Below are 25423 nucleotides of genomic sequence, written 5' to 3'. Positions count from 1 at the left end.
GTCTGTCAGTGTGCCCCGACCACCATGGGTTCCGGTTCCAACCGTACCCCGAAACGTGCCTGCACGCCTTCGATGACGTGCTGCGCGAACGCCCACAGTTCCTGTCCGGTGGCCTTGCCGTGATTGACCAACACCAGGGCATGGCGGTTGGAAATGCCCGCATCGCCTTCGCGCATGCCTTTGAAGCCGGCCGCTTCGATCAGCCATGCGGCGGAGAGTTTCCAGCGTGCATCGCTGCCCGGCCATGCCACCAGTTCGGCGTGCTCGCGCTTGAGCGCTTCGCCTTGCGCAGCATCGACGATCGGGTTCTTGAAGAAGCTGCCGGCGTTGCCGATGACGGCGGGGTCGGGCAACTTGCGCGTACGCAGATGCACCACGGCTTCGGCGACGTGGAACGGTGCCGGCTTGTCCACGCCCATACGCGACAGCTGTTCGCGAATGCCGGCGTAGTCCAGCCGCAGAGCATGCTGACGGGGCAGGGCAAATCGCACTGCGGTGACGATGAACCGATCGGGTTCGTGCTTGAACAGGGAATCGCGGTAGGCGAAGGCGCAGGCGGTGCGGTCCAGGGTCACCACGCGTCGCTCGACGCGGTCCCAGGCTTCCACGCTCTCGATGAATTCGGCCACTTCCGTGCCGTAGGCGCCGATGTTCTGGATCGGCGCGGCGCCGACCGTGCCGGGAATCAGGATCAGGTTTTCCAGGCCGGCGAAACCCTGCCCCAACGTCCAGCGCACGAAGTCGTCCCAGCGTTCGCCGGCGGCCACGGCAATACGTGCCACATCGCCGTCCTGCTCCACGTGCACGCCGCGCGTTTCCATCGCCAGCACGGTGCCGTCGACATCGCCGGTCAGGAGAATGTTGCTGCCTTCGCCCAGCACCAGCAGGCGGCCGCTGCGCAGGGCAGGGAAGTCCAGCAGTTCCGGCAGCTTGCTCGCATCGCGCACTTCCGCCAGCAGCTTGGCGCGGGCCGCCACGCGCAAGGTGTTACGCGCCGCCAGCGGTGCGTTTTCGATCAGGGTGTAGCCGCCCATGTCGACGCGTTCAACGGCCATCACGTGGTTTCCCGGCGGCGAATTTCGTTGACGCATTCGGCAATCAGGGCCGGTCCGCGATAGATCAGGCCCGAGTAGATCTGGGTCAATACGGCGCCGGCTTCGATTTTTTCCACGGCGTGGTGTCCTTCGACGATGCCGCCCACGCCGACGATGCCGATGCGGTCGCCAAGGCGTCGGCGCATGCCGCGCACCACTTCGGTCGAATGTGCGAGTAGCGGCTTGCCGGACAGTCCGCCGGTTTCGTTGCCGAGCGGATCGTCGGCAACGGAAGAGTGATCAATCGTGGTGTTGGTGCAGATGACGCCGTCGATCTGCGTGGCCAGCAGCACGTCGGCGATGCTGTCCAGCTCGGCTTCGTTGAGATCCGGCGCGATCTTCAGCAGCATCGGTTTGCGTGCGCCGTGCTGCGAACCGAGCCGCTCCTGCGCTTCGCGCAAGGTTTCGATGAAACGGCGCAGCGTGGCTTCTTCCTGCAGATCGCGCAGACCCTTGGTGTTGGGCGAAGAAATATTGACGGTGATGTAGCTGGCATGCTCGTATACGCGCTCCAGGCAGAACAGGTAATCGTCCACCGCCTTCTCGTTGGGCGTGTCTTTGTTCTTGCCGATGTTGATGCCGAGTACGCCGCGATAGCTGGCACTCTGCACGTTGCGCACCAGTGCATCCACGCCGGCGTTGTTGAAACCCATGCGGTTGATGATGGCCTGGTGCTGCGGCAGGCGGAACAGGCGTGGGCGGTCGTTGCCGATCTGCGGGCGCGGCGTCACCGTACCTACTTCGATGAACCCGAAACCCAGCGCGCCCAGCGCATCGAGATGCTCGGCATTCTTATCCAGGCCCGCGGCCAACCCGACCGGATTGGGAAAATGCAGGCCGAAGGCTTCGGTGGGGTGATCCGGCGGCGGCGCGGCCACGAGGTGCGCGAAGTTGCTGCGATGGGCCACGTCCAGCCCATAGAGCGTCAGGCCATGCGCGGTTTCTGCGTCCAGCTTGAACAGCAGCGGGCGAATCCAGTCATACATGTTTCAAGCAACCTCGCCGAGATAAACGCGGGTGTCGTAGTCGAAGCTTACCTTGCCGTCCGCCTGGCAGGCATCGAACAATTTGCGCAGCGCTTCGATCATGGGCGCGTGGTTGGGATGGCCCTCTTTTGGTGCATACGAAGAAGACATCAGCCTGCCACGCAACGCGTCGAAGTCCAGCAATTGGCAGTGGTCGAATTGTGCCGTGGTGCGCCAGCCGGCGCCGAACCACTCGCGCATGCGCGGCTCGTCCGCATAGCGCTCGGCCACGCTGGTGTAGTCGGTACCGTAGGTTTGCAGCAGCGCCTCATAGCCCTCCAGGAACGGCGTGCCGGTAAGCCGGCGCGAGTTCCAGTAGATGGCGGCCAGCCCGTCCTTGCGCAGAATGCGCTGAAATTCGCGCCGTGTAGCGACGGGATCGAACCAGTGGAACGCCTGCGCGACCGAGATCAGGTCGGTGCTGTCGTTTTCCAGCGTGGTCGCGTCGGCGCGACCGTCCACGGCCCGAAAGCGTGGATCGCTGCCGAGCCAGCTCACCGACGCTTCGCGCATCGCGGCATTGGGTTCCACGGCGGTGACGGCGTGGCCGCCATCCAGAAACATCTTGCTGGAAATGCCGGTGCCGGCGCCGATGTCCGCCACGCGCCAGTCCGGCGTGACGCCTTGGGTGTCGTGCAGCCAGCGCAGCAGAGCGGTGGGATAGGTGGGGCGATAGCGCACGTAATCGGCAACGCGATTGCTGAAGCGTTCGGTGGATTGGAGATCGGTCATGGGCATTTATCCTGAAAGGAGCTGGCCGCCGTCGACACATAGCGTCTGCCCGGTTATCCAACTGGCCCAGGGCGATGCCAGAAACAGGGCGGCGTGGGCAATTTCTTCCGGCGTGCCGAAGCGGCCAAACGGAATCTTGGTCAAAGTCTGCCGGTACAGCTCGGGTGTTTCGTGCTTGCGCCGATCCCACAAACCGTCCGGGAATTCGATCAAGCCGGGCGCGATCGCATTGACGCGGATGCGATCGCGGGCAAGGTCCATGGCTTGCGACGTGGTGTACTGGTTCAACGCCGCTTTCACCGCTGCATAGGGCGCACTGCGCACGCTTGGATGGAAAGCGGCGATCGAGCTGGTATGCAGGATGCTTGCCTGCGGCGAACGCTGCAGATGAGGCAACGCCGCGCGCGACGCACGCACGGCTGCCATCAGGTCGATATTGAAACCGGCGGCCCAACCTTCTTCGGTGTCGTCGAAGCCGTAGCCGCTGGCGTTGTTGATCAGCACGTCGATGCCGCCCAGCGACTGCGCTGCACGTGCGATATACGCATCGATGGCGGCCGCATCCCCCAGGTCGCAGGATTGCCGGTGCACCGTGACGCCGCATTGCGCGATGGCCGCCGCGGTTTCATCAAGCGCAGCTTGTCCGCGTGCGCAGATCGATACCGCCGCACCCGCGGCGGCAAACGCCAGCGCCATACTGCGGCCGATGCCTTTGCTGCCGCCGGCGACAACGACACGGTAGCCATGGAAATCAAAAGGGGGAGAGGTCGAAAGCGATGTCATGCCACTGTCCTTCGGAGCGGTGGTTCCCTCTCACCTCCGGGGAGAGGGTAGGGCGAGGGGCCAATCTTGCGACGAGGATGCTTATCGCGAGAAGGCCCCTCACCTCGGTCCTCTTCCCCAGCTTTGATCAAGCATGGGGAGAGGAGGCAAAGCTCAACTTACAGATCGAACTTGATGCCCTGCGCCAGCGGCAACGAATTGGAGTAGTTGATGGTATTGGTCTGGCGGCGCATGTAGACCTTCCACGCATCCGAACCGGATTCGCGGCCGCCGCCGGTTTCCTTCTCGCCACCGAAGGCGCCACCGATTTCGGCGCCGGACGTACCGATGTTGACGTTGGCGATGCCGCAATCCGAACCGGCCGCCGACAGGTACTGCTCGGCCGCCTTCAGGTTCTGCGTGAAGATTGACGAGGACAGGCCCTGCGGTACGGCGTTCTGCAGATCGATCGCTTCGTCCAGCGTCTTGAACGGCATCACGTAGAGAATCGGTGCGAAAGTTTCCGTCTGCACCACCTCGTCGCTGTTCTTCAGGCCGGTAACGATGGTCGGCAGCACGAAGTTGCCCTTGCGGTCCGTTAGCGCCGCACCGCCGGTGCGCACCGTGCCGCCGCTGGCCTTGGCCTTTTCGACCGCGGCGAGGTAAGCCTTCACTGCGTCCTGGCTGTTGAGCGGACCCATCAGGGTGGTTGCGAGCGTGGGATCGCCGATCTTGCCTTCCACCTGCTTGTAGGCGGCGATCAGCTTGTCGGTGACGTCACCGATGATCGACTCGTGCACGAACAGGCGGCGCGTGGTGGTGCAGCGCTGACCGGCGGTGCCGACGGCACCGAACACGATGGCCGGAATGGCCAGCTTGAGGTCGGCGCTTTCGTCCACGATGATGGCGTTGTTGCCGCCCAGTTCCAGCAGCGAACGGGCCATGCGCTTGGCAACGCGCTCGCCCACCTGGCGACCGATCTTGGTGGAGCCGGTGAAGCTGATCAGCGGAATGCGGTGATCGTCCACGAAAGCCTGCGACAGCTCGGTGCCGGCGTCGTTGAACAGGAAGAACAGGTCCGGGAAGCCGCCGGCCTTCAGCGCGTCGTTGCAGACCTTCATGGTGGCGATGGCCGACAGCGGGGTCTTCGGGGACGGCTTCCAGATGCAGATGTCGCCGCAGATCGCGGCCAACATGGCGTTCCACGCCCACACTGCAACCGGGAAGTTGAACGCGCTGATGATGCCGACCAGGCCCAGCGGCTGGTACTGCTCATACATGCGATGGCCCGGGCGCTCCGAATGCATGGTGTAGCCGTAGAGCATGCGGCTCTGACCCACGGCGAAATCGGCGATGTCGATCATCTCCTGCACTTCACCATCGCCTTCGGGCTTGATCTTGCCCATTTCCAAAGCGACCAGCGAACCCAGCGCATCCTTGTGCTTGCGCAGGGCCTCACCGCACAGGCGCACGGCTTCGCCGCGTTGCGGTGCCGGGGTGGTACGCCATACCTTGAAGGCTTCCTGGGCACGCTTGACGATGATGTCGTAATCGGCGGCGCTGGAGGCATGCACCGTACCGATCACTTCGCCCGTCGCAGGATTCAGCGGCTGCAACGTGCCGGCGTTGGTGGTCTTGGACCACTCGCCCTGGCCGAGATACGTACCCGACTGCTCGCCGGTCAAGCCGAGCGCCTTGAGGATTTCGTGCGACATGCGTACTCCTGAGCCTGGCGCCGGACGGCGCCTTGAATGGGGAAACGCCTATTCTATCAGGGGCGCGCCTCCGGTCGGATTTCGCCGGATCGCGCTGGCCCCAGATCCATGCCAAAATCCCGCCCGGTCAGGCACTGCAAGCCGAGCCCCCGTAGCTCAGTTGGATAGAGCGTCCCCCTCCTAAGGGTACGTCAACTTTATAAGTTATTGATTTGAAATCACCATACGCCTCTATGGTGAGCAGAAAAACGAACCAAAACGCGGGTGTTGTGTAGAGTATGTAGACCTCTACAGATTGATCTTCTGGACCTCGCTCATGCCGCCCGTTGGGCAGAGGTGGGCATACATTTCAGTCGTCTTGTAGTCGGCGTGGCCGGCGAATTTCTGGATGCGTCGCAACGGCACCCCGGCCATCGCCAGGTGAGCGCAGAATGTGTGGCGAAGGCGGTGCAGCGTCCCGCCGATCTTGGCCGCTTCGGCGTCCTCTGTGAACCAGTCCGACAGGGTGTCGGCATGGCATTTCACGAACTTGTTCGGCAGCTCGGCCAGGGCTGACAACGCGCTCGCGTTCAACGGAACCTCCCGGCGCTTGCCTGACTTAGTTCGTATCCTGGGGCTCAGCGATTCGATCCGAATCCGCTTCTCTTTACCGTATTCAGCCACGTCCGCCTTGCATGCCTTGGCAAACTCCCCGCGACGTATCCCAGTGTTCGCCATGAACCGCCATATTGCCGCCCGTGCTGGATTGGCTTCATACAAGGCAGTCAAGTCCTCAACGGAGTAAAACTCCACGGCGACATCGCGCACGCCACGCGGCGCTTTGACTTTCGCCACAGGGTTGAAATCCAGCACCTCCAATTCAATGCCGCGCTTGAACGCGGTTTTCAGTCTGCGTATTTCCTTGCCAACCGTCTCCGGGGCTGCCTCATCATCCGACAAGCGTTCCGTCTTCCAGTCCTCGACCTCCTTGGGCTTCACCTTGTCGATATGGCGATGGCCGAACCGATCAATAAACCGCTTGCATTCGGATCTCAGCTTGCCGCCCGTTGTGGGGTGCTCGGCGTCGTACCAATCAAAATAGGTTTCCAAATATGCGCGCACCGTTGGTAGGCGCGGCAGAATCCTTACTCCGTGCTCGAGTTCCGCTTCTTTCGCGGAACGAATTTTCTCAGCGGCACCGCTTGAAATCTTCCCGGCAGAACGCCGCCAGCGCTTGCCGCTTTCGGACCATGAGAGATAGGCGACGTGTCCGCGCCATTCGATGGTTGGCTTTGCCATTGCTGTGATTTCTCGATGAGTTCAAACAGTTCGCTCTTGGAATACAGCTTCTTGCCCATGAAGCGGCGAGGTCGTACGCCAAGCGCCAGGTAATCGGTCTGGAATTTGCGCAGGCTGACGCCGCAGTAATAGGCGGCTTCCGGCTCTGTCAGCCAGTCCTTTCCGGAGATATCGATCTTCTCAGCAGCGCCCATCGCTAAACCTCGACTCGCTTAAATTTGACCACCAATATGCTCCGCGTCTGCGTCTTGCGGCCTTCCAGGATCGCCATCACCATAGGGGCAGAGAACAGGATGGGGAGTTCACGCATGGCCGATTCCAATAGTCCTTCTGATGCATCGCTCTTTTGGCAAGACATGCACAGCCATCTTAAAAATGTTGACGCTGGCCTTATTGGGCCAACGATGAAAAATTTTCTCGATAAGCGAGATCCATCCGCGAAGCTTCTGTCCGATGTGTACTTGCAGATGGACAATCCAAATGCGCTTCCATTTGCCACTAATGATCGCGTGCGGGAGCGCCTCAAAATATGGATTGACGCCAAGCTCGTAGCCGAGCAGATCGGTGTACAACAGAACTTGGCTGATTCGAATGATCGACTTGGGAAGCGAATGCTTTTTGCGGCATGGGCTGGTGTCGCTGTTGCCCTGGCCGGCGTCTTGGTCGCGATCGTTTAACTGATCCATGGCTAATCTCATGACGCAACTCCCAATAAATGCAATTCGATCTTGTCCACACGCTCCAGAAGTTCATGCCGCATTTCGCAGAGCTTCCGCATCATCGCGTCGCGAGAGTCATCCGGCTTGAAGCGCCAAATCGCCAAGTGCAGCGCGCCCTTGTGGTCGCGCCGAAATAGCCGGTAGGTAACGCCGCCGCTGTCGCCCATCACGCGGCTCCACGAGAAGCGCGTGGCAGGATTCGGGCACTTGCGCCGGAACTCTTTCATATCGCGACCTTGATGGTGATGCGGCGCCCTTCAAGCTCATGGCTGAAGGCCCGCTTGGTGGAGACAAGACTGTTGAGCCACCGGTGCCGGGTGAGGATGCGCTGCTGAAGCCGATGGCTATCGGCGTGCTGCATGTGGCCCTGGTAGCTGCCCCAGACTGAGGACAATTTCCGGTAATCGGCAGGCGTTGCCTGCGCCATTCCTGCCTGCACGTGAGCCGAGCGCCACGCCTGCAGCGCCTCACGGACATGCTTCAGGACGCGGCGACGCACGCGGGTATGTGTGGGGTAGACGACATAGCCCAGAAAGTCGATGCCGCTGCTCAGCGGGCGCAGACGGATGTCAGCCTTGAGCTTGAGATTGAGCCGGTCGGCGAGGAATGCCTCGATGCGAGCCTGCCAATTTTCCAGCACCGCGCGGTCATGATGGACCAGCACAAAGTCATCGACATAGCGCAGGTAGCGCTTGGCCTTGAGTACATGCTTTGCGAACTGATCCAGCTCGTTCAGATAGACGTTCGCGAAGAACTGGCTAGACAGGTTGCCAATCGGTAAGCCACATCCTGTAGCCGCATTCTCCAGCCGCTTGTGCGCCGGAACGCGCTCCCGCTCGGCCTCAGTTGATCGATAGACGACACCCTGCTGCTGGATCGAATGCCGGAGTAGCGCATGGGTGGCTCGCAGGGCTTCCGGTCGAACTTCGCCGCGCTCAAGCTGGGGTTTCAGCAGCTGCCACAACACGCGTCGATCGATGCTGTTGAAGAAGTTGGCGATATCGAGCTGAAGATACCAGCCGCCGCCCTGGCCGCTGGCCACCTGGCGAACGAACTGGCGCAGGCGTGCGACCGCTTTGTGGGTTCCTTTCCCGCGGCGGCTGGCGTAGCTGTCATGGATGAATTTCGGCTCATAGATCGCTTCTAGCTGCGGCACAAGCCAGTGGTGCACGACCCGATCCGAGAAGGCCGGCGCGTGGATCTGGCGCGCCTTCGGTCGCTGGGCGATGAAGCAGGTAGCCGGAGAGGGCACCCAAGCGCCAGCAGTGAGGGCGCGCTGTAGATCGAACAGACCGCCGGTCCAGTCAGCCAAGAACTCCAGCATGTTCTCGCTAGGCTGCTTATGACGGCGAGCATTACGCATCGCCGTATACAGTTCTCGGAACGTTACACCCTGACACTCACGGGCGGGCACGGACGCCACCGGCCGGCAGAAAGCCTTGTTGTTGCGATTGAGGTTGTTGACGTTGCCGTTGTTGAAGTTCACGGCGAAGACGTAGGACGTTGCCCCCATCACTTGCGATCCGGCCGCGCATCCATCTTGGTAGCGTGGCGTCGTCATGGAATGACCTCACACGTCGAGGCGGACGGGGTACTCAGTGTCGAGGCGCGCTGCGGCTTTGCTCGCGAAACCGCATTCTGGCCTTTGGGGTGTAGCTGACGCTTCCAGCCGCCGACCTCTCGGCCAAGCTCAGCGAGCTTGCGGGCAAGGTCTTCGAACTGGCCAAAGCTTGCAAAGGCCTGGAGACGCTTGGCGAGCTGAAACGTAATCCTGAAATCGATGATGGCTTCGTCCAGAGCCTCCACGAGCGTGAGGCGCTCGGCAGGCTTGCACCACGCCCGGCTCGCCAGCTGCACCACCTTGAATATCTGCTGGCGCAACTGCTGTCCCGAAACGTGCTGATGGCGCTTCGGGAACTGCAACACGGATTTCTCAATGTCGAGCATCAGAGCTTCCGCGTGGCGAAGGATGGGCGGGACTGTGGACACGGCTACCTCTCGATATTCAATAATCAATCACTGACGGGCGGGCACGGACGCCACCGGCCGGCAGAAAGCCAGGTTGCCGCGAGCGAGGCCGCCGACGCCGCCGCGGTAGAAGAGCACGGCGAAGACGTAGGACGAATCAGGCTCAGGATCGGGCGTGCTGGTGCGATAGTAGGTCGGCTGCACATCCGGGAAGAAAGCCTTGTCGCAAGCTGGATTCCACTTCGTGTGGTCAGCGATGCCGAACTCTTCTTCCAAGGTCGGCTGGCGCCAGGTTGTGAGGCCGAGATAGCCAGAGGCATTCAGCTCTGCAATGCGCTCCTCGGTGGCAGCTGCATTGATCGCATCCGGCCAAACACCTACCGCACGGTAGATGCCGAACTTGCTATCGAGGACGGCCTTGTGACCCGTGGCATCGTCCGGCAGGTGAATCAGGTCATCTCCGATCTTCGTGTAACGCTGAGCTTCTTTGACGGCTGCTGCACGATCGACCGGAAAAGCGACCGCATCGCCGTGGATGCTCGGCGGCAGCTGAAGCGTCAAATGCTCAATGTGGATGAGCGGGGAGGAATTGCGTACCTGGGCATTCATCGGTGTGTTGCTCCTGGGTGGTGGTCGAACAAGGAAGCCGCCTGCGATTGAGATTTCCTAACCTCAAGCCATGAGAAGGGGCTCATCGCAAGCGGCTTGCTTGTCAGGCCGCCTTCGCTCGTTCTCGCCAAAATGGATCGGGGTCCGGCACATCAATGCCAAATTCGGCTGCTTTGCGCTGGATGAAGTCGTAGAACTGCGACATGGTTACGGTGTCGATAACATCGCGCTCGCCACACTCGTTCGTCGTCGTGGTACGTCGTGGGCGACGCCGACTTAAGCCTGCGTCTACCCACCCAAAGAACTCGCCGCAGAAGTCGCGATGAAGTTGCTTTTTCTCTGCGTCGCCTTGTAGGCCGGTTGCCGCCATAATCACGTCGTAGGCAACGCCATACATGGCGGCGTTCTGGTCTAGTGATCGCTCAGGGCGTGCTTCCTTGATTTCGACCTTCCATGATTTGGTGTCGGGAAGACGGTCAACGAAAGCATGCAAATTCGATTTGACGTTGTCGCGACCCGGATGCTTCTTGCGGAGAACATATGTCGAGGTCATGCCGCACGCTCATTCAGGAACTTCAAAGCCTCCATTACCTCTACCCATAGCGAGTTGCAGGCATCGGCAAGCTTCGCGATATATTCCTCATCGCGATCAATTCGCTGGTGATACAACCGCAAATGCTCCGGCATGCGCGGGTCATAGCTAACAAAATCGGACCAGTCGCGGCCTGTCACATAAAGCTCGCCCTGGACCTGCGGGATATGTTCTTCCGGCATGCCGTTGCGCAGCGTTTCGATGTGATTTGCGGGATTCTGCGGGCACTTGATCTGCGTCTGTCCGCAGTCAGCAATGAGGCCATCCGGTGAGCAACCCACGTAGGGAATTATCGGATGCGTGACGAAACCAGTGCAGACGACGATGATGCCGGTCTCAGCCTCATAGGCTGCGCGCGCGGCCGCTTCCACATCATGACCCCAATCCAGAGTCTTTGCCCTGATCTGCTCGCGCGGCTCGCCGGTCAGGATCTCTGCGACGATGTCTCCAATATAATCAGTGCGCGCCTTGAGGCTCCTGGCTTCTTTCTGTTGTCCCTTGCGCGGGCCACTCTTATAGACGCCATCGCCGGCAGTAAACGCCATCACATCGCACATGCGGCTGGCGGTGATCTTGCCAGCGCGAGCGTCTCGCCATTCCTGAGTGTTCTGTTCCATTACTCAGCCTCCTGCGAAACCGCGTCAGCAGCAGTGGCGCGATCCTTGAGTGTGTCTAGCTGATCAGCCACCAGGGCGCGCTGATCCTTGCTGAGCGCCTCCCAGGTCTTACGCAGATCCTCTGTTCCATTGTCTGCCACGGCATACAGGTCAGCGATGAGCGCTTGCCGTTCGGGCGAATCTTCCGGAACCGTGCGCTTGACCGCTTGTGCTCCCGGCCGTGCGCGGGCGCGTGCATCCTCGGCTACCTGTTCGCGTAGCTCCTCGGGCAGGTCTTCGATGTCCTGGGTGAAGATATCGGACGCAGCCGTCACGGTCAGTACCGCGTCGACCATGGCGCGTTTCTTCGCCATTTTGAGGATGGTGTTGCGCACGTCGTTGGGATTCGTGCGGACCTGCTGTTGCTTCTCAGTCTTGCCCTGCCACTGCTTATATTTGACGCGGCGCATGTTCTCCGGGATGTCGTCGAACTCCTCCTTACACACAGGCCTGCGCCATGCGTACTTCTCTTCCTGTGAGGAGCATTCGCCGACACCGACGCCAAGCAGGCGCCCGTCCGGCGACAAGATTTTGTACTTGACCCGATAGTGGATCTCGCCGGATTCGCCGAGGTCTTCGACATCCACATCCGAGCCGAGACGGAAAACGGCCATTAACTTCTCGGCGCCCGCCTTATAGAGGCTCTGCGATTGCGTGCCAGGTATCTTGCCGTAATGAGTGCCATCAATCATGACGGAGCGCATCACGTCCTGAATCAGATTCACTTGGGCGCGGATGTCTGCTGCTGTGAGGCTTTGCTCACCGTATACGGCTACCGCTTGTTGCTTCATTTGTGCGAGCTGTCCGCTCATATCGAATCCTCTGCGCGCAGCCGGCGCGCACGGTGTTGACTAAAGGGGTTGACCGGTCAGCTCTTCGCCAAGACTTACGACCTTGTCAAAAAGGAAGCTCTGCAACTCGCGCGTGAGGTCGTGCCAGCCCTGACGCAGATGGAGGTATTCCTCGATCAGGGTGGATGCGAGCTGCTTCGTACCGCCGAGATGGAAGACGCGTTCGGCGATGTAAATCGTCTGATCCTTCGCCAAACCGAGGCAACCTTCGCCGAGACTTTCGACAACCCTGATGGGATAGGCGTCTCGGATTTGGAAGCCGATGCGACCGCAGAAGTCGAGTGCCTTCTCCATGGTCATCTGCTGGACCCGTGTCAACTCGATTTCGCGCGGCTGAATAAGGTCCTTGCAATGCTCATTGAACTTCTTGAGGGCAGAAACGTTGAGCTTCGTGACGCGGTCAGCAACGCATTCGCGCATTACCTTCATGAACGCAGAGCCTGGCGTTATGCCGCCCCAGTCGAAATCGATATGCCCCTCAAAGGAGTCGGATGGTGCAGTAAGGATCGAATAGAGAAACGGCTCGTTTTCGCATTCGAGCAGGGCATTGGCGATCCGATGCTGCACGCTCCAAGAATTTTTTACCGTGCGGTCTTCGGTCAGTTCGAGCGTCGCCGTCTGGTTGAAGGTATAGAGCGACGGGCGCTGCAGATTCATCACTCGAACCCCGCGATAAAAGAACGCGGTTGACGGTCGCCTGCGCACCTCGAGGCCTGGTAGTACGAAATCAGACTCGTCCTCGAGCAGGTAATCTCGACGGTTCGAGTGCACATCCGCGAACGCGTCGCCAGTGACAAACACCCGCGTGATACCCGCAATAGGGGAAAAATCGTCGTTCGTGCGCGAGGCGCTTCCTGCCTCATCTTTGCAGTTGCAGGCGATCTCGCGATAAGCCATCCACAGTTCCCAGGTCTTGCCAAGTTCCGTCGTGAAGCCCATCGGAAACGGCTCGGCGCCGTTGAGGGACATCATCACGAAGTCGAATTCCTGGCCACGGACGACTTCGGCGCGCTTGCTGAACTCGACGACGGTCGCGCCGGAATGGATGGTGATGCCGTGGCCGGTTCGCAGAAGCACGGCAATGGCATATTTCAGGCCCGTGCCGAAGAAGCCGATCGGGTTGTCGCTTTCCTTAACGCTGACCCCAAAGGTGGAAATCGAGCGGATGTCGATCTCGCCAGGGTTCTCGAACACGATCATGGGAATCCTCTGCCGGCTATCCGGCCGGCGCGGTGTTGGAAGGGATGATCAAAGTTCAATCACTGACGGGCGGGCACGGACGCCACCGGCCGGCAGAAAGCCCTGTAGTAGCGAGTGAGGTCGTAGACGCTGCCGCCGTCGAAGTACACGGCGAAGACGAAGGACGTACTCCAAGGCACCGTCTGGCCTGTCCAGTAATAGGCGCCCTGCATATCGGGGTAGAAATCGCGATCCGCCATCACGTCTTCATCGACGTACTTGACCTGCGTCAGCGATTCCCACGGCTCCGGCCTGCGCCAGGTGGTAATGCCGAGATAGCTGTCCGCGTTGAGCTTAGCGACTGCGGCGTCGGTGTCCGCATCGTTCATGCGCTGATCGAAGCCGGGTGCATTGACGGACTCGTACAGGCCGAGCGTTTCGTTGTGCACGATGACGTGGCCGGTCTCGACCGGTTGCAGATCCGCGCCGAGCTTGTGCTTGATGAAGGTCATGGCTTATTCCTGGATTAGTGGCTTAGGGGCTGATACCAAGCGATCACATCGCGCGCCTGGTCGAGAGTGAGCGGAGGACACTGACCAATCTCCCCGCCAGAGAGGATCGATTGCGCACGCATGCGCATCTGCGTTTCGTCAGGGAATACGGGCGCGGCCAATTCACTCCATTGCTTGTCGCGTCCGGTTATTTCCGCGAGGAGTTCGATGGTCATGCCGCCTTCTCCTGATAGGCGCCAACCGCCCCGGCTTCCACGCAGGGGGACGCTTCCACCGAAGCGGTTGGCATAAAACGGTTGGCTCGCGCACGGATGCCTTCATCGATAGCGAGTTCTTTGCGGCGGCGATCCGCCAGCATGGCTTCGAGTGCGCACATTTGGCGCTGGGTCTCAAGGTCGTAGTCGGATATAGCGGCGAGGCACATCACGCAGCCCTCCGGCGGATCGGCACGTATCGCATGACGATGTGCCATTCCGGAGACCACTGACCGAAGGGGCCGATGTAGTCGATGCGCATACCATCGGCGCGCTGGAGCTTGCAGCGGAATAGGCGGCTCACAGCGCACCTTCCCTGGCCGCGATACGCAGCTCAGCCTTCTCGACCTCGAAATGGAGTAGCGTCTGTTCGTCGATGCGGTCGTAGAACTCCAGGTCATGCTTCTCGCGCAACCACACCAAGGCACTGCGAACGACCTCGGCTGGCGCCGGCACTTCGGAGCCATCCGGCATCTCTGCTGTGGTGCTGTGCGGGCAAAGCTCCTCGAGCTGAGCGGCGAGCTGTGCAGTCGCCTCCTTCTGGAAGGAAAGGCGCCGCTCCAGGTCGAGCAACTGCGCTTCGAGCTGGCGAATGCGCGACACGGCCGCATCCTGCGGCGGCGCTACGCCAGCGAGCGCAGTAGACATGATCGGATGAACCTTGCTCACGCTTTGCATGACGCTCTCCAGAGTTCAAAAATCAATCACTGACGGGCGGGCACGGACGCCACCGGCCGGCAGAAAGCCTTGAGGTGGCGATTGAGGTAGAAGACGGCGCCGCTGCCGAAGGTCACGGCGAAGACGCAGGACGTAGCGGCCGGATTCACCTGATCCGTCCAGTACCAGTCATCGGTACGCATGTCGGGGAAGGCGTCGGCGTCGTACACCTTGTTGCCATGCGTGTAGCCGACCAGGGAGAACAGTTCGTGTGGTGTCGGCAGGCGCCAGTCCTTGCGGCCACCGTGATCCAGCTCGGCTATGGCCTTCTTGGCTTCCTCGTACGTCATGAACTTGCCCTGCAGGCTCGGCACGTTGACGGCCCATTCGAGACCTGCCGCGGCGTCGATCACGCTGGTATGCGTGGCAGGGTGCTGCTTGGTGAAGCGAGAAACCGGAGCAGATGCGAGCTGTGCGGACATGAAGACGTCTCCCGGATGGGCTGAGGAAGGGTTAGGCGCGGGTGGCGAAGGCGCTGATGGCCAGGACGGCGATCACCAGCAGCACGGTTGCGAAAGGGGTCGAGAGCTTGCGCGGCGGAAGGCGCTCGGGCAGGTAGGCCGGATTCGTGCGGACGCGGATGAGCAGGGCGTCGACGTGCAGCGTGGCGCTCTGGTGCTGGAGGTAGTCGAGGCGGGACATGCTGGTCTCCCAGGCCTTCGGTGAAGGCGATGTGGGAGATTGTCAGGATGCTGACCAATATTGTCAATATACTGACAGCCGAATGTGTCAGAAAGCTGACTTGCGTTTACTATTCATTCAGCATTAGTGCGCCCGCAGAGCGCAGCCAAGCCGGAATCCTTTAGGCTTGCAGCAAGTGCTGGATACCAATTAAAAAGGGCGAATTATGGATAGAAAAATATGTAGCATCCTGCCATTCAAGAAAACAGCAGAAGTGCGATCTAACCCAGCCCCTCAATTGAATGAACGCCAATTTTTCGCGCCAACTGGGCACGATTCCATTCGGTGGTCGAAGGAAGATTATGTGAGGCTCGGACGGGCTCTTGAAAAGCTCAAAATCAGAGCTGAGTCAAGCTAACGCGAATTAGAATTCGCGCAATGTCCATACGGCTACGGCGCGGCCACCTATTTCAATTTCCCTCAAATCCACATCGATTGGAGGGTATTTTGGATTTTCGCTTAAGATGCGAACTTTTCCATTTCCGATTAATTGCAGCCGCTTAATTTGCACTCTGCCATTCCATCGATAGCAATAGGCGGAATCATCATCAAATTGCTTGATGCGTGAATCGATGAAAATCAAATCTCCATTGTTGTACTGCCCGCGCATGCTATCACCGCGTCCAGTGATAACTCTGATCGACTCAAGCGGTATTCCCCGCAGGCTGTCCTGAGCCCACTCCCTGGTTACCTCTACGAATTCAACGATTTCTGGAAAATCGCCCACGTAATCCCCCCTGCCAAGTCCGGCAAACCCTTCCAACTGGGCGAAGCGAACATATCCAGGATGAGTCTCATATGATGACTTACCAAAAACGTTCCAGAGTGTAGCCTTCGACCTGGCCGTTTCGTCAGAATCGCGCACCCCTTGGAAGTCACTCTGCTCAGGTAGAAATTGATAGGACACGAGAGGGTCTGAAGGGTCTCCTTGTACAGGAAAGCCGCTCTCTCCCAAACCATCAGTTAGCCACGCTAGCTTGACTTGATAAGCCATTGCCGCTGCAAGCTGATATTTGCTGCCTTTGATAGTGCCTGACCCATTCTCCCAGCCAATAACAAGGGTGCGCGAGCACCCAATTGCCTGAGATGCCAGGCTCTCAGTTTCAAATCCGGCCTGAAGGCGCGCTGCCTTTGCTAGCCGTGCCAGTTCGTCTCTATCCATGTCAGAAGCTTGACATGGCATCACTGTCAGGGTCTTGACAATATTAGTCAGCATCCTGACAATGCCTGCCCATGAGCATATATAAGCATGAAGCAGTTGCGGCCTATGGCTCCCAGCAAGCACTGGCAGACGCCTTGGGAATTTCGCGAACCGCCGTAACCATGTGGCCGGGCGAAGAACCAATACCGGAAGTGCACGAGCTGAAGCTCCGCTACGAACTTAAGCCACAAATATTCGGTCCGCGCGATCACGGCTCGCCGGGGCAGGAGGCGGCCTAAATGACTAGCCATCGGTCATTTATCCTGGCTTCCGCCGCTCTGATGGGCAGCTGGGCTGTGAGTTGCGGCACTGGCGTTTGGATGGCTAACTCGTTCGCGCGTTACTACCAGGGACATTACCCAGCCAAGCCAGATAACCAACAGAAGAAGGACGCCCAGCAACTTGAACCAGTTCGGTATGGGGTTGGTGGCGATGAGTTCCTCACGATTCCATTGCGCAACGGCTCCTTGTGCATATGCGAACTCATAGACCGTCAAGAGAATGCCAGCGCCAAGAACGGCGTAGAACATCGGCAAAAATATGACGCCGTAAATGTCCGGCTGGCCGAATGCCAAGACGACCAAACCGGACACGATGGCCATAAAAATAGCCATACAGAGCTGCTGCTCGAATTTCATGAATCCCCCTTGTTGGTAGCTGATCAGGTCGCACTGCCAGCTTACCGCAAGGAGGGATTCGCCAATCTTCAAGCCCCGACCGAAATCGAGAGGGGCGCCTGATATGTCCGCCGCGCGCAACCAGACTGCCAAACGCATCGCCCAGCGCGAGGCCGAGGTGATCCTCAGCTTTATTCGTCTTGCAGGGTTAGAAACTTGTCCATGTGCTCTTGCAGGGCACTCAGGTATTGGGCGGACGCCCCTTGAGCAATCAGTCCCACCGAAAGCTCCGACATCACGATTGCATACATTGACCGCATACGTTCCCGCAAAACATCGGGCTCCGGGTGCGCATCTATGAGTGCGGCGACTGTCGCATCGATCACCTGCACCTGCGCAAGCAGCGCAAAGAAGTGCATATCCCGTTCTGCATGGTCCATGGATTCCCTCCTGGTGGTGGGTTCGTTGCCCGCACGGCGAGCCTATCACCGGGAGGAGTCCGCCATCTCGTGTCGTAGCCATGGAAAAAATTTTCAATCAAGGAGGACCGTCCAATGAAGTCCAATGTTTTGCATGCGATGGACGCAGGGCAAATTCCGCTCAAGCTGGTGCGCACGTCCCAGGCCCTGGATCCAACACTCGTCATCGCCCAGCCGACCTTCCTCGCGGCCATCAAATTATGCATCTCCCTGGGCGGTTTTGAGGGCGACAAGCAGGTCTATGGCGCCCTAGGGATTGATGCGAGCCATTGGACCCGGATCCACCGCGGCGAAGCCCATTTCCCGGTCGACAAGCTATTGGCGCTTATGGACCTCTGCGGTAACGAGGCGCCCCTGATCTGGCTCGCGCAGTCCCGCGGCTATGACCCCGCCAGTCTCCGTAAACGCGAAACCGAAACCGAGCGCGCATTGCGTTTTGCAAATGAGGCGCTTGAAGCGGAGCGCGTGAAAGTGCGTGTTCTCACTGATGCCCTGCATGGGAATGTCACATGAACGCTAGAGCCAAGAAATTGCCCCCCCCGGTCATTCAAAGCCGCAACCTCAGCGAATACCGGCTGACGAAGAAGCATCTCGGCGTACTCCAGAAATGGAAGGACATGCGCGCCTATATGCGCCTGGCGAACCGAGAGCCCGATTGCGTTCGTCTTAGCAAAGTGGACTATCAGGACATCAATGCCGCAGTCACCAATCAATCGGACAACAAGTTCACATTGGCCGATGTTCGCTTCGAGGGTGTCCCGGTGCTCTCGGCTGAACCACAGATGCAGGAGAGCTTGGTGCCATGAGCGCCAATCTTCCCGTCGGGGCGGAAGTCACCACTCAAGATGGTGAGCGTCAATCCATTCATGTTGTCGTAGCGCGGCGCATGCATGCCGAATCGCCCAGTGGCGTGCAGTATCGCCTGATGCCGGCGGTTCATCCGGAATGGATCGATTCGGCCAAGGTGCGCAAAGCCAAGGGTTTCGGGAATGCCGTTGATCGTCATTCCGATCCCTTCGAGATCGCCGAGTGACCCGCATCTATTCCTCCTGCGCGCTACAGGAAGAAGCCAATCCAGGCTTCGACATCGTCGAGCGCGCGCTCTGGGAATCCATCGTTCAAGAACTCGAGAGGTTTGACCATGAAACCTGCTGAGGGAGCTGTGTTTTGCTGGACTGTGCATTACGGGCCGCGCAAGTGGTCGTCGTTCCACAGTCGCAAAGAGGCGAGGGCGTTCCTGCGAGCGAACGGTGGGCAGCTTTACAAACTGGTAAGGGCGCATTGATGAACCAGGAAGCCTTCCACTTTGGCAGCGCGACACCGGTACGCCGAATCGAGACGCCAGCCGCGCGCGCCACCGATCCAGTCAGCTCGCATATCGCCGCGGAACGCGTCACTACCAGTGGGGTGCGTCAGACCCAGCTCGAGCGCATCGTCGCCGCGATCTACGCGTACCCAGGCCGCACAGCAGGGGAGTTGGCCGAACTCACCGGCCTCACGCACGTGCAGATCGACCGGCGCACCGGTGACATGCGCTTGAGCGCAAAGGTCGTCTTTGGGGCCATCCGGCAGTGCAGGGTGCTGGGAAGTCAGATGCAGACCCTTTGGCCAGTTGAGGCGCAGAGGTTGGTGGCGTGAAGGCTCCCGTCTACTACAACGAGATAGACGCTTATTGCGCGCAATGGCTGCGCAACCTCATGGACGCCGACCTGATACCGCGCGGCGATGTCGACACACGAAGCATCGAGGACGTCGTTCCCAATGACCTCAAGGGATATACACAGTGCCACTTCTTTGCCGGCCTTGGTGGTTGGGCATTTGCATTGGAAATTGCAGGATGGCCGCGTGGTCGACGCGTGTGGACTGGCAGCTGCCCTTGCCAGCCTTTCAGCGCGGCAGGTAAGGGAGCTGGGTTTGCAGACGGGCGGCATCTATGGCCGGCCTGGCAGCACCTCATCGCGCAGTGTGACCCTCCAGTCATCTTTGGAGAGCAGGTTGCAAGCAAGGACGCAGCACCTTGGATCGACCTTGTACACGCTGACATGGAAGGCATGGGCTACGCCTTTGGGTGTGTCCCGTTCCCGTCTTCGGGCATCGGTGCGCCGCACATCCGGGATCGAAATTACTGGGTGGCCGACGCCGACTGTCGGCAATTCGAAGGGCTCGCAATCGTGCGAGGGGATGAGCGCAACGGGGCGCATGCCGGATGGCCGAAAGGTAGCGGTGGCGCTTCCTCACGTGGCGACGTTCGCGGGCTGGCAAACACCTATCTCGATCGACAGTCTGCGCGGGGACTATCAGTACGATCAGGGCGACAAGACAAAGCCGCGCCCATCGAATCAGGGGATGGCGCGCATGGTTGGGCCAATCCGCTTAACGGCTTCTGGGCAGATGCTGACTGGCTGTTCTGCACAGATGGAAAGTGGCGGCCAGTTGAACCCGGCACATTCCCGCTGGCTCATGGGATACCCGCCCGCGTGGGACGTCTGCGCGCCTACGGCAATGCCATCGTCCCGCAAGCTGCGGCAGCGTTCATTGGCGCATACATGCAAGCCCGGGGACTGATCGCTAACCAGCAGGCGGTCGCTGCATGAATCCCCGCCAGAGTCATCCGCAAAAAATATTTTTGAGAAATGTTCAGCCCCTGAGACTGTTATGCATATATTGGGAAGCCATGAACACAAATCATGGCTCCCGCACTCCATCAACCCTCCGCCTCCCGGAGGGTTTGTGAACTATTTCGAGTTCTATCCGGGCGACTATCTGCGCGATACAACGCGCCTGACGCTCATCGATCATGGCGCCTATCTTCGCCTGCTCATTGCCTACTACTCCGAAGAGACCGCGCTCCCCGCCGATCTCAACGAGTTGTATGTCATGTGCTCTGCCGTATCGGCCGCTGACAAGGCCGCTGTGAAGAAGGTCGCCGAGCGCTTTTTTCCTATAAGCGATGATGGGTTGCGCCATAAAAACCGTGTTGATGAAGAAATCGCGAAGGCGCAAAAGCGCATCAAGATCGCGCAGGAAAACGGATCGAAGGGCGGTCGCAAACCAAACCCAGCGGGTAACCCGTCAGGTAACCCAACGGGTTCTTCTGGAGAAACCCAGCGGGGTGCCCAGCGGCCAACCCAGTCTGGTGAAGCTCTCCATACACCACACGCCATAGAAGCTAAGAGCGAGAGTGAGATGGGCGCGCCCGAAGGCGTCGACCCGCAGCGGTGGAAGTTATTCGTCGACCAGCTCGCCTCAGACGGGAAGCTCTCGATCAGTCGCGTCACCACGGCGCGCATGCACCTCGCAACCCTGATCGCCCAAGGCCACGACCCAAACGAAATCCTCGAAGCCTCCGTGATGCGGGGACTTCGCGACCTCAAGGCACTCGCCGCACAGCTCGTCACCGAGCGCGGAAACGCCACGAACGGAGCCACCCATGCAGCCCATCAGTCAGGCCGCTCAAATGGCCATAAGCCAAGCGCGAGCGAGCGCGTCCAGCAAGCCATTGCAGACCGGCAAGCACGAGAGCACGGTGCCGGAAGCATCATCGAAGGCACGTTTACCGCAGTCGATCCTTGACCAGTTCTGGCAGCGCATGGCGGATATGTTCGGGCACGCCTGGGTGAGCCAGTACGGCGCAGACCCAGCGGGACATGCTGCCGATACCTGGGGTGCGGCACTTGCCTCCCTGACGCCGAAGCAGCTCGCCACCGGGCTGCATGCCACCCATAACCTCGGCAGTGACTTTCCACCCAGCTCGCCGCGCTTTCGCAAGCTCTGCCTCGGCATTCCTGAGTTCGCCGCAGTCGAGTACGAGCTGCGCACGAACAAAGGTGCACGCTCTCCGTTCCTGCGCCAGGTTTGGAGCTACGTCGATGGCTACCTCTTCGCCCGGGCGGAATCCAAAAAGGCAGAGCGCATGCTCCGCGAGGCCTACGGCTTAGCTGTCGAGTATGCGATGAAGGGCGGCACGCTGCCCTATCCGATTGAGGGAGAGCTTGAGGCGCCGAAGCCGGAACAGCGCAAGCCTGCCAGTGCAGAAACCGCCGAGGCTGAGTTGCAGAAGATGCGCGACATCCTTAGGGAGAACGAGCCGGAAGCTGAACAGGTAGAGGGAGAGGCGACAGGCGATGAATGTCATCCTTTAAGCGCGCAGGAGGATGGAGTATGAGCAAAGATATCCTCGACTCTCATCGCATACCGGTGAATCGCGTTGCCGCGCGCGTTATCAAGCACGGTGTGCACTGGGACACGGCGAAAAATATTCAAGCAGCCGATCAGGAAAATCCTATCGAGGTGCGTCAGTACATTCCATTCAAGGACCGAAATCTTGTTGGAGTGAAGTTTGGCCGTTTAACCGTTATTGGACTATCTTTCACGCCTAAGCGATGGGTTGTCCGATGCGTGTGTGGCATCTACACACTGCGCACCGCAAAGGCAATCCGCAATCCCACCAATGCAGATGATCGCTGCGAAAAATGCCGGCAATTGGCGTTTCTGAAGAGAAGAGATATCTATCAGAGAACTGGCAAAGAAACGCCGTGGAAGGATTTGCCATGATCCCTGCCCACATCGCGCGCGTCATCACGCTTGAGCTTCCGATCCGGACTGGCGCTGGCCTCAATGACCGTCTGCACTGGGCGGCTCGTGCCGCGAAGGTGAAGCTGCAGCGCCAGCAGGTCGGCCTCGTCGTCAAAAGTAAGCGCCCGCTGCCATTCCCCGCAGTCATCACCCTGACACGGCTGTCCCCCGGCACGCTTGACGATGACAATCTCCTGGGCGCGCTCAAAGCGATCCGTGACGGCGTGGCGGATGCGTTCCAGCTGCCCGACAACCATTGCGGACTGACCTGGTGCTATGGCCAGGAGAAGTACAAGCGTGGCGCGTATGCGGTGCGGATAGAGATAGAGGAGGCGCGGGAAGTTGCATGATCGCCTGCGCCCGCTGCCGCCACTTCCAGCCAGGCCCCATCAACCCCCAGGCAGGCATGGGGCGCTGCATGCACGACGCGCGGCATGGGTATTGGCACCCGGAGGCGATGCACAGCTGTTACGACTTTGTCGAGCCCGAAGCGGGCGTTCAAAAGGGCAAGACGGGAATTGGTCGTGACAGTCGAATCAGGGGCACCTCAACTGCCTCCGAAGGTGCTCGATGATCCGCGCCAATAAAGCTCCGCGCCCTGACTGCGCTTGCCATAGCGCTGATGTACTGACCCCAACCGAACGCGCTGCCTCAAAGCTTCCCATAGGCTTTGCGCATCCGACCAAGCTCGTCTTCCGCGACCGCGATATGCGCTGGGGTGACGATCCAGAAATTCGAAAGTTGTTGTTATCGCTCCGGGGGATCAAACCATGCATGTAGGAAAAACAATGGCACGCCTTGGCCCAAAGATGTCCCAGCTTACTATCGGTAGCGGCGGCGTGCCGGAGCTATCGCCCCAGGACATTGCTGCGGCCCTGGGAATGGTCGAGAACCGTCTGGGCCGCGAGCTGCTTTGCCTGATGTGGTGGCCCGACAGCATGACGGTCTCGATCAAGCAGATTCAGGATCTACTCGAATCCGAGCAGCGGGCCGAGTGGTGGAAGGGTGAGCAGGGCATGCTCGACGCCATGCTGGCCGTTGCCTCCCATACGGGCGGCGAATCCTTGCGCAGGGCCCAGCGGATGTATGCCGATGCCCATGCCGCCCGCTGGCCGCATTGGGTCGACAGCGCCGAACTCGGCACGCATTCGGAGGGTTACGAGCGCCTACGCCTGATCGTGCTGGCTGAGATCCGGGCTCCGAGCCAGTGTGCGGCGTGCGCCGGCCGCAAGACTGTCCGCGTCGGCGCGGTCATCAGGGACTGCGAGGTCTGCGAGGGGACAGGGCGCCAGTCCATCAGCAACCGCACCCGGGCCGCGCTCCTGAAGGTCAATGAATCGGTCTATCGCCGGAGCTGGCAGAAGGTCTTTGAGTGGACGATGGACCGGTGCGTAGACGCCATGATCGAGGCCGAGAGGCAGATGAAAAAGGCGGTCGCATAGTGCGGCCTTGCGAGAGCCGCACTTTTGCGTGCAAATTCCTACCGTCACAGACTCCCCCTTCAGCCCCGCCTCCCCGCGGGGCTTTTTATTGCCCGGAGCCACCCATGCAACCCAGTTCGAAATGCATCGGGCTGATCCAGGAATTCGAGGGCTGCGAACTTCGCGCCTACCAGGATCAGGGCGGTAAGTGGACAATCGGCTATGGCCACACCTTCGGGGTCTACCCGGGTCTGGTCATCACCCAGGCCCAGGCAGATGCCTTCCTGCAGTCCGATAGCCAGAACGTCGCCATCCAGATCGCCAGTTACGTCAAGGTGCCGCTGACGCAGGGCCAGTTCGATGCCCTGACCAGCATCACGTTCAACGAAGGCATCGGCCGCATCTCCGGCTCGACGCTCATGGAAAAGCTCAATATGGGCGACTACCAGGGCGCGAGCGGCGAGTTCGCGAGGTGGAACCTGGTCCAGGGCGTCGTCGATCCCGGCCTTGTCCGGCGCCGGGCGGCCGAGCGTGCGTTGTTTCTTTCGGCTGATGATGGGAGCGCCGCGTGACGACCTTGCCACCGGTTCCGAAGCACAAAAGCGCCAGCGAGATCGCCAGCACGATCGTTCTCTGGCTGATCCTGGCAGTGATGGGCTGGGTGGGGATATCCATCAACCAGCTCCGCGATGCCAGCAATGCGCAGAACATCGCCCAGGCACAGATGCAGACCAAGTTCGACGACATGCAGCAGTCGCTCAAGCCGCTCTCGGATGCGCTGCCGGCAGTCAGCCGTGAAGTCGACAAGCATGACGTCCAGCTCGCCGATCATGAGCGCCGCATCGCCGCGCTTGAGCAGGTCAAAGGGCTGAGGCAGTGAAAATCCTGGCCGCCGCCGCGACGCTCGCGCTCGCCGGCTGCGTCTCGCATCAGGTGAAGGTCTCGCTCCCCCAGACGCAGGTCGAGACGCAAGCCATCTACGTGCCAGTGCCGCCCGAGCTGACCGCGCCATTCGATGTGCCGGAGCGCAAATCCAATCTCATCGATGACGTGGTCGAAGCCTATAACGCGCGCGGCACAACGATCCGCCAGTGCAATGCGCGCTTGCAGAAGATCAGCGACCTGGGGATGCAACCGTGAAGCCCGTCAAACAGGATCGCCTCTGGTCGCCAGATGGAATCGGGAATGGCAATTGTTTGGCGGCATGCTATGCATCTCTGCTCGATTTGCCACTTTGGATGGTGCCTCCATTCGATCAGATGTTTGGTCGAAATGATTGGGGTCATCGTCTCGACGAATGGCTGCAGGTTTTGGGCTACGAACGCGTATGGCTTGATGGCCATCAGCTCGACAAGCTTCCGGAGTTCTACATTGCGATTGGCCATTCTGTCCGTGGCGTATTGCACGCCGTGATCTATTCGAACGGAGCGCTGGTCCATGACCCCCATTTCAGCGATACCGGCATAACCGAGGTGAAAGACACCTATCACCTCGAGCCTATCGGGAAGGAATCATGAAGATCAGCCCGGCCACCCTGGATCTGGTCCAGCGCATCGCGCGCAAGCTCAATGAGAAATCGTCGGTCTACGGCTACGCCATGGTCCTCGGTGGGCAGTTCGTGGCCGCCAAATATCAGGCGCACATCGCGCAGGCAGTTGGCATCGTCTCGGCCACCGCCGGCGTCGTGCTCTGGCTGCTCAGCGACACGCAGGTTCGCTATCTGCTCACCGGTCAGCGGCCGGCCGATACCAAGCCGCCGACCGTCCCTCCGTCTCAGCAAGGGTAA

General features: G+C 60.0%; 41 protein-coding genes. 17 read left to right on the top strand and 24 right to left on the bottom strand.

The features are described from left to right. Positions 1-5: 5 nt before the first annotated feature. The 7 genes from murB to ISS99_RS23360 form a co-directional block, all read right to left on the bottom strand. Complete coding sequence (gene murB, locus ISS99_RS18940; RefSeq protein WP_204633978.1) at positions 6-1034, bottom strand: UDP-N-acetylmuramate dehydrogenase; 1029 nt, start codon at positions 1032-1034, stop codon at positions 6-8. A 20-nt stretch (positions 1035-1054) separates the two neighbouring features. Continuing rightward, positions 1055-2080, bottom strand: a complete 1026-nt coding sequence (locus tag ISS99_RS18935) for a quinone-dependent dihydroorotate dehydrogenase (RefSeq protein WP_204633165.1) — start codon at positions 2078-2080, stop codon at positions 1055-1057. Positions 2081-2083: 3 nt separating this feature from the next. Then, positions 2084-2851, bottom strand: coding sequence for a class I SAM-dependent methyltransferase (locus ISS99_RS18930; RefSeq protein WP_204633164.1), 768 nt, complete (start codon positions 2849-2851; stop codon positions 2084-2086). A 6-nt stretch (positions 2852-2857) separates the two neighbouring features. Further along, the gene (locus tag ISS99_RS18925; protein WP_204633163.1) at positions 2858-3634 is read right to left on the bottom strand and encodes an SDR family NAD(P)-dependent oxidoreductase; all 777 of its coding nucleotides are present in this window, start codon (positions 3632-3634) and stop codon (positions 2858-2860) included. A 158-nt stretch (positions 3635-3792) separates the two neighbouring features. Next, positions 3793-5328, bottom strand: a complete 1536-nt coding sequence (amaB, locus tag ISS99_RS18920; RefSeq protein WP_204633162.1) for an L-piperidine-6-carboxylate dehydrogenase — start codon at positions 5326-5328, stop codon at positions 3793-3795. Between the two features lie 288 nt (positions 5329-5616). Beyond that, positions 5617-6417: a tyrosine-type recombinase/integrase gene (locus ISS99_RS18915; protein WP_239538185.1), complete on the bottom strand. Its 801-nt coding sequence runs from the start codon at positions 6415-6417 to the stop codon at positions 5617-5619. Positions 6418-6452: 35 nt separating this feature from the next. Beyond that, positions 6453-6800, bottom strand: a complete 348-nt coding sequence (locus tag ISS99_RS23360) for a hypothetical protein (protein WP_239538184.1) — start codon at positions 6798-6800, stop codon at positions 6453-6455. A gap of 114 nt (positions 6801-6914) precedes the next feature. Between ISS99_RS23360 and ISS99_RS18910 the strand changes: the two genes are divergently transcribed. Beyond that, entirely contained in the window at positions 6915-7283 is a 369-nt protein-coding gene (locus ISS99_RS18910; protein ID WP_204633160.1) for a hypothetical protein, read from the top strand. Positions 7284-7300: 17 nt separating this feature from the next. Here ISS99_RS18910 and ISS99_RS18905 read toward each other — a convergent pair whose 3' ends face one another. The 17 genes from ISS99_RS18905 to ISS99_RS18825 form a co-directional block, all read right to left on the bottom strand. After that, positions 7301-7552: a hypothetical protein gene (locus tag ISS99_RS18905; protein WP_204633159.1), complete on the bottom strand. Its 252-nt coding sequence runs from the start codon at positions 7550-7552 to the stop codon at positions 7301-7303. Further along, a complete protein-coding gene (locus tag ISS99_RS18900; RefSeq protein ID WP_204633158.1) occupies positions 7549-8886 on the bottom strand; it encodes a reverse transcriptase domain-containing protein in 1338 nt (445 codons plus the stop codon). The genes ISS99_RS18905 and ISS99_RS18900 overlap by 4 nt, the downstream gene beginning before the upstream one ends. Further along, positions 8883-9272 carry a four helix bundle protein gene (locus ISS99_RS18895; RefSeq protein ID WP_204633157.1) on the bottom strand — a complete coding sequence of 130 codons (390 nt, stop codon included), beginning with the start codon at positions 9270-9272 and terminating at the stop codon, positions 8883-8885. The genes ISS99_RS18900 and ISS99_RS18895 overlap by 4 nt, the downstream gene beginning before the upstream one ends. 69 nt (positions 9273-9341) lie before the next feature. After that, positions 9342-9902, bottom strand: coding sequence for an Lcl C-terminal domain-containing protein (locus ISS99_RS18890; protein ID WP_204633156.1), 561 nt, complete (start codon positions 9900-9902; stop codon positions 9342-9344). A 103-nt stretch (positions 9903-10005) separates the two neighbouring features. Beyond that, a complete protein-coding gene (locus ISS99_RS18885; protein WP_204633155.1) occupies positions 10006-10455 on the bottom strand; it encodes a hypothetical protein in 450 nt (149 codons plus the stop codon). Continuing rightward, on the bottom strand, positions 10452-11111 hold the full coding sequence (locus ISS99_RS18880) for a lambda exonuclease family protein (RefSeq protein ID WP_204633154.1): 660 nt from the start codon (positions 11109-11111) through the stop codon (positions 10452-10454). Before ISS99_RS18880 ends, ISS99_RS18885 begins: the two co-directional genes overlap by 4 nt. Further along, positions 11111-11962 carry a hypothetical protein gene (locus tag ISS99_RS18875; protein ID WP_204633153.1) on the bottom strand — a complete coding sequence of 284 codons (852 nt, stop codon included), beginning with the start codon at positions 11960-11962 and terminating at the stop codon, positions 11111-11113. Before ISS99_RS18875 ends, ISS99_RS18880 begins: the two co-directional genes overlap by 1 nt. Positions 11963-12001: 39 nt before the next feature. Next, complete coding sequence (locus tag ISS99_RS18870; protein WP_204633152.1) at positions 12002-13201, bottom strand: hypothetical protein; 1200 nt, start codon at positions 13199-13201, stop codon at positions 12002-12004. 59 nt (positions 13202-13260) lie between these two features. Next, entirely contained in the window at positions 13261-13692 is a 432-nt protein-coding gene (locus tag ISS99_RS18865) for an Lcl C-terminal domain-containing protein (RefSeq protein WP_204633151.1), read from the bottom strand. Positions 13693-13706: 14 nt separating this feature from the next. Continuing rightward, on the bottom strand, positions 13707-13907 hold the full coding sequence (locus tag ISS99_RS18860) for a hypothetical protein (RefSeq protein WP_204633150.1): 201 nt from the start codon (positions 13905-13907) through the stop codon (positions 13707-13709). Further along, a complete protein-coding gene (locus ISS99_RS18855) occupies positions 13904-14119 on the bottom strand; it encodes a hypothetical protein (protein WP_204633149.1) in 216 nt (71 codons plus the stop codon). The genes ISS99_RS18860 and ISS99_RS18855 overlap by 4 nt, the downstream gene beginning before the upstream one ends. 127 nt (positions 14120-14246) lie before the next feature. After that, positions 14247-14624, bottom strand: coding sequence for a hypothetical protein (locus ISS99_RS18850; RefSeq protein ID WP_204633148.1), 378 nt, complete (start codon positions 14622-14624; stop codon positions 14247-14249). Positions 14625-14650: 26 nt separating this feature from the next. Then, entirely contained in the window at positions 14651-15085 is a 435-nt protein-coding gene (locus ISS99_RS18845) for an Lcl C-terminal domain-containing protein (RefSeq protein ID WP_204633147.1), read from the bottom strand. 31 nt (positions 15086-15116) lie between these two features. Then, entirely contained in the window at positions 15117-15305 is a 189-nt protein-coding gene (locus ISS99_RS18840) for a hypothetical protein (protein WP_204633146.1), read from the bottom strand. Between the two features lie 403 nt (positions 15306-15708). Beyond that, positions 15709-16560 (bottom strand): helix-turn-helix transcriptional regulator, encoded by an 852-nt coding sequence (locus tag ISS99_RS18835; protein ID WP_204633145.1) that lies wholly within the window; start codon positions 16558-16560, stop codon positions 15709-15711. Positions 16561-16799: 239 nt separating this feature from the next. Continuing rightward, positions 16800-17183: a hypothetical protein gene (locus tag ISS99_RS18830; RefSeq protein WP_204633144.1), complete on the bottom strand. Its 384-nt coding sequence runs from the start codon at positions 17181-17183 to the stop codon at positions 16800-16802. Positions 17184-17353: 170 nt separating this feature from the next. Further along, entirely contained in the window at positions 17354-17602 is a 249-nt protein-coding gene (locus ISS99_RS18825; RefSeq protein WP_204633143.1) for a hypothetical protein, read from the bottom strand. Positions 17603-17716: 114 nt separating this feature from the next. On the opposite strand from ISS99_RS18825, the gene ISS99_RS18820 reads away from it, so the two are divergent. The 16 genes from ISS99_RS18820 to ISS99_RS18750 all read left to right on the top strand — a co-directional run bounded on the left by ISS99_RS18820 (position 17717) and on the right by ISS99_RS18750 (position 25423). Further along, positions 17717-18154, top strand: coding sequence for a hypothetical protein (locus ISS99_RS18820; RefSeq protein WP_204633142.1), 438 nt, complete (start codon positions 17717-17719; stop codon positions 18152-18154). Further along, on the top strand, positions 18151-18447 hold the full coding sequence (locus tag ISS99_RS18815; protein ID WP_204633141.1) for a hypothetical protein: 297 nt from the start codon (positions 18151-18153) through the stop codon (positions 18445-18447). Before ISS99_RS18820 ends, ISS99_RS18815 begins: the two co-directional genes overlap by 4 nt. Beyond that, a complete protein-coding gene (locus tag ISS99_RS18810) occupies positions 18444-18674 on the top strand; it encodes a hypothetical protein (protein ID WP_204633140.1) in 231 nt (76 codons plus the stop codon). The genes ISS99_RS18815 and ISS99_RS18810 overlap by 4 nt, the downstream gene beginning before the upstream one ends. Beyond that, the gene (locus ISS99_RS23570; RefSeq protein ID WP_275578207.1) at positions 18671-18796 is read left to right on the top strand and encodes a hypothetical protein; all 126 of its coding nucleotides are present in this window, start codon (positions 18671-18673) and stop codon (positions 18794-18796) included. The genes ISS99_RS18810 and ISS99_RS23570 overlap by 4 nt, the downstream gene beginning before the upstream one ends. Positions 18797-18925: 129 nt before the next feature. After that, the gene (locus ISS99_RS18805; RefSeq protein ID WP_204633139.1) at positions 18926-19279 is read left to right on the top strand and encodes a hypothetical protein; all 354 of its coding nucleotides are present in this window, start codon (positions 18926-18928) and stop codon (positions 19277-19279) included. Beyond that, positions 19276-20235 carry a DNA cytosine methyltransferase gene (locus ISS99_RS18800; protein ID WP_204633138.1) on the top strand — a complete coding sequence of 320 codons (960 nt, stop codon included), beginning with the start codon at positions 19276-19278 and terminating at the stop codon, positions 20233-20235. The genes ISS99_RS18805 and ISS99_RS18800 overlap by 4 nt, the downstream gene beginning before the upstream one ends. A gap of 136 nt (positions 20236-20371) precedes the next feature. Next, entirely contained in the window at positions 20372-21214 is an 843-nt protein-coding gene (locus tag ISS99_RS18795) for a YdaU family protein (protein WP_204633137.1), read from the top strand. Further along, positions 21168-21806 (top strand): hypothetical protein, encoded by a 639-nt coding sequence (locus ISS99_RS18790; RefSeq protein WP_204633136.1) that lies wholly within the window; start codon positions 21168-21170, stop codon positions 21804-21806. The genes ISS99_RS18795 and ISS99_RS18790 overlap by 47 nt, the downstream gene beginning before the upstream one ends. After that, on the top strand, positions 21803-22195 hold the full coding sequence (locus ISS99_RS18785) for a hypothetical protein (RefSeq protein WP_204633135.1): 393 nt from the start codon (positions 21803-21805) through the stop codon (positions 22193-22195). Before ISS99_RS18790 ends, ISS99_RS18785 begins: the two co-directional genes overlap by 4 nt. Beyond that, positions 22192-22566 (top strand): hypothetical protein, encoded by a 375-nt coding sequence (locus tag ISS99_RS18780; RefSeq protein ID WP_204633134.1) that lies wholly within the window; start codon positions 22192-22194, stop codon positions 22564-22566. The genes ISS99_RS18785 and ISS99_RS18780 overlap by 4 nt, the downstream gene beginning before the upstream one ends. Before the next feature lie 420 nt (positions 22567-22986). Further along, positions 22987-23658, top strand: a complete 672-nt coding sequence (locus ISS99_RS18775; protein WP_204633133.1) for a hypothetical protein — start codon at positions 22987-22989, stop codon at positions 23656-23658. Between the two features lie 104 nt (positions 23659-23762). Then, entirely contained in the window at positions 23763-24209 is a 447-nt protein-coding gene (locus tag ISS99_RS18770; protein ID WP_204633132.1) for a lysozyme, read from the top strand. Continuing rightward, positions 24206-24517, top strand: a complete 312-nt coding sequence (locus ISS99_RS18765; protein WP_204633131.1) for a hypothetical protein — start codon at positions 24206-24208, stop codon at positions 24515-24517. Before ISS99_RS18770 ends, ISS99_RS18765 begins: the two co-directional genes overlap by 4 nt. Continuing rightward, positions 24514-24777 (top strand): Rz1-like lysis system protein LysC, encoded by a 264-nt coding sequence (lysC, locus tag ISS99_RS18760; RefSeq protein WP_204633130.1) that lies wholly within the window; start codon positions 24514-24516, stop codon positions 24775-24777. The genes ISS99_RS18765 and lysC overlap by 4 nt, the downstream gene beginning before the upstream one ends. Beyond that, a complete protein-coding gene (locus ISS99_RS18755) occupies positions 24774-25154 on the top strand; it encodes a hypothetical protein (RefSeq protein WP_204633129.1) in 381 nt (126 codons plus the stop codon). The genes lysC and ISS99_RS18755 overlap by 4 nt, the downstream gene beginning before the upstream one ends. Further along, on the top strand, positions 25151-25423 hold the full coding sequence (locus tag ISS99_RS18750) for a hypothetical protein (RefSeq protein WP_204633128.1): 273 nt from the start codon (positions 25151-25153) through the stop codon (positions 25421-25423). The genes ISS99_RS18755 and ISS99_RS18750 overlap by 4 nt, the downstream gene beginning before the upstream one ends.

It is taken from the genome of Dyella mobilis (assembly GCF_016904945.1).
GTDB lineage: Bacteria > Pseudomonadota > Gammaproteobacteria > Xanthomonadales > Rhodanobacteraceae > Dyella_B > Dyella_B mobilis.
Note: the sequence above shows the minus strand (reverse complement) of the source record. Positions and strands in the feature narration are given on the sequence as shown.

What these genes read in the sequence shown, in the direction of transcription:
- ISS99_RS18845 (WP_204633147.1), bottom strand. Translation starts at nt 15,085, where the DNA reads ATGTCCGCACAGCTCGCATCTGCTCCGGTTTCTCGCTTCACCAAGCAG.
- ISS99_RS18815 (WP_204633141.1), top strand. Translation starts at nt 18,151, where the DNA reads ATGAACGCTAGAGCCAAGAAATTGCCCCCCCCGGTCATTCAAAGCCGC.
- ISS99_RS18825 (WP_204633143.1), bottom strand. Translation starts at nt 17,602, where the DNA reads ATGGACCATGCAGAACGGGATATGCACTTCTTTGCGCTGCTTGCGCAG.
- ISS99_RS18870 (WP_204633152.1), bottom strand. Translation starts at nt 13,201, where the DNA reads ATGATCGTGTTCGAGAACCCTGGCGAGATCGACATCCGCTCGATTTCC.
- ISS99_RS18860 (WP_204633150.1), bottom strand. Translation starts at nt 13,907, where the DNA reads ATGACCATCGAACTCCTCGCGGAAATAACCGGACGCGACAAGCAATGG.
- ISS99_RS18875 (WP_204633153.1), bottom strand. Translation starts at nt 11,962, where the DNA reads ATGAGCGGACAGCTCGCACAAATGAAGCAACAAGCGGTAGCCGTATAC.
- ISS99_RS18835 (WP_204633145.1), bottom strand. Translation starts at nt 16,560, where the DNA reads ATGCTGACTAATATTGTCAAGACCCTGACAGTGATGCCATGTCAAGCT.
- ISS99_RS18900 (WP_204633158.1), bottom strand. Translation starts at nt 8,886, where the DNA reads ATGACGACGCCACGCTACCAAGATGGATGCGCGGCCGGATCGCAAGTG.
- ISS99_RS18775 (WP_204633133.1), top strand. Translation starts at nt 22,987, where the DNA reads ATGCATGTAGGAAAAACAATGGCACGCCTTGGCCCAAAGATGTCCCAG.
- ISS99_RS18850 (WP_204633148.1), bottom strand. Translation starts at nt 14,624, where the DNA reads ATGCAAAGCGTGAGCAAGGTTCATCCGATCATGTCTACTGCGCTCGCT.
- ISS99_RS18910 (WP_204633160.1), top strand. Translation starts at nt 6,915, where the DNA reads ATGGCCGATTCCAATAGTCCTTCTGATGCATCGCTCTTTTGGCAAGAC.
- ISS99_RS18935 (WP_204633165.1), bottom strand. Translation starts at nt 2,080, where the DNA reads ATGTATGACTGGATTCGCCCGCTGCTGTTCAAGCTGGACGCAGAAACC.
- ISS99_RS18810 (WP_204633140.1), top strand. Translation starts at nt 18,444, where the DNA reads ATGAGCGCCAATCTTCCCGTCGGGGCGGAAGTCACCACTCAAGATGGT.
- ISS99_RS18925 (WP_204633163.1), bottom strand. Translation starts at nt 3,634, where the DNA reads ATGACATCGCTTTCGACCTCTCCCCCTTTTGATTTCCATGGCTACCGT.
- ISS99_RS18865 (WP_204633151.1), bottom strand. Translation starts at nt 13,692, where the DNA reads ATGACCTTCATCAAGCACAAGCTCGGCGCGGATCTGCAACCGGTCGAG.
- ISS99_RS18880 (WP_204633154.1), bottom strand. Translation starts at nt 11,111, where the DNA reads ATGGAACAGAACACTCAGGAATGGCGAGACGCTCGCGCTGGCAAGATC.
- ISS99_RS18785 (WP_204633135.1), top strand. Translation starts at nt 21,803, where the DNA reads ATGAGCAAAGATATCCTCGACTCTCATCGCATACCGGTGAATCGCGTT.
- ISS99_RS18840 (WP_204633146.1), bottom strand. Translation starts at nt 15,305, where the DNA reads ATGTCCCGCCTCGACTACCTCCAGCACCAGAGCGCCACGCTGCACGTC.
- ISS99_RS18805 (WP_204633139.1), top strand. Translation starts at nt 18,926, where the DNA reads ATGAACCAGGAAGCCTTCCACTTTGGCAGCGCGACACCGGTACGCCGA.
- ISS99_RS18885 (WP_204633155.1), bottom strand. Translation starts at nt 10,455, where the DNA reads ATGACCTCGACATATGTTCTCCGCAAGAAGCATCCGGGTCGCGACAAC.
- amaB (WP_204633162.1), bottom strand. Translation starts at nt 5,328, where the DNA reads ATGTCGCACGAAATCCTCAAGGCGCTCGGCTTGACCGGCGAGCAGTCG.
- ISS99_RS18895 (WP_204633157.1), bottom strand. Translation starts at nt 9,272, where the DNA reads ATGCTCGACATTGAGAAATCCGTGTTGCAGTTCCCGAAGCGCCATCAG.
- ISS99_RS18780 (WP_204633134.1), top strand. Translation starts at nt 22,192, where the DNA reads ATGATCCCTGCCCACATCGCGCGCGTCATCACGCTTGAGCTTCCGATC.
- ISS99_RS18890 (WP_204633156.1), bottom strand. Translation starts at nt 9,902, where the DNA reads ATGAATGCCCAGGTACGCAATTCCTCCCCGCTCATCCACATTGAGCAT.
- ISS99_RS18930 (WP_204633164.1), bottom strand. Translation starts at nt 2,851, where the DNA reads ATGACCGATCTCCAATCCACCGAACGCTTCAGCAATCGCGTTGCCGAT.
- ISS99_RS18770 (WP_204633132.1), top strand. Translation starts at nt 23,763, where the DNA reads ATGCAACCCAGTTCGAAATGCATCGGGCTGATCCAGGAATTCGAGGGC.
- ISS99_RS23360 (WP_239538184.1), bottom strand. Translation starts at nt 6,800, where the DNA reads ATGGGCGCTGCTGAGAAGATCGATATCTCCGGAAAGGACTGGCTGACA.
- ISS99_RS18820 (WP_204633142.1), top strand. Translation starts at nt 17,717, where the DNA reads ATGAAGTCCAATGTTTTGCATGCGATGGACGCAGGGCAAATTCCGCTC.
- ISS99_RS18750 (WP_204633128.1), top strand. Translation starts at nt 25,151, where the DNA reads ATGAAGATCAGCCCGGCCACCCTGGATCTGGTCCAGCGCATCGCGCGC.
- ISS99_RS18905 (WP_204633159.1), bottom strand. Translation starts at nt 7,552, where the DNA reads ATGAAAGAGTTCCGGCGCAAGTGCCCGAATCCTGCCACGCGCTTCTCG.
- murB (WP_204633978.1), bottom strand. Translation starts at nt 1,034, where the DNA reads ATGGGCGGCTACACCCTGATCGAAAACGCACCGCTGGCGGCGCGTAAC.
- ISS99_RS18830 (WP_204633144.1), bottom strand. Translation starts at nt 17,183, where the DNA reads ATGAAATTCGAGCAGCAGCTCTGTATGGCTATTTTTATGGCCATCGTG.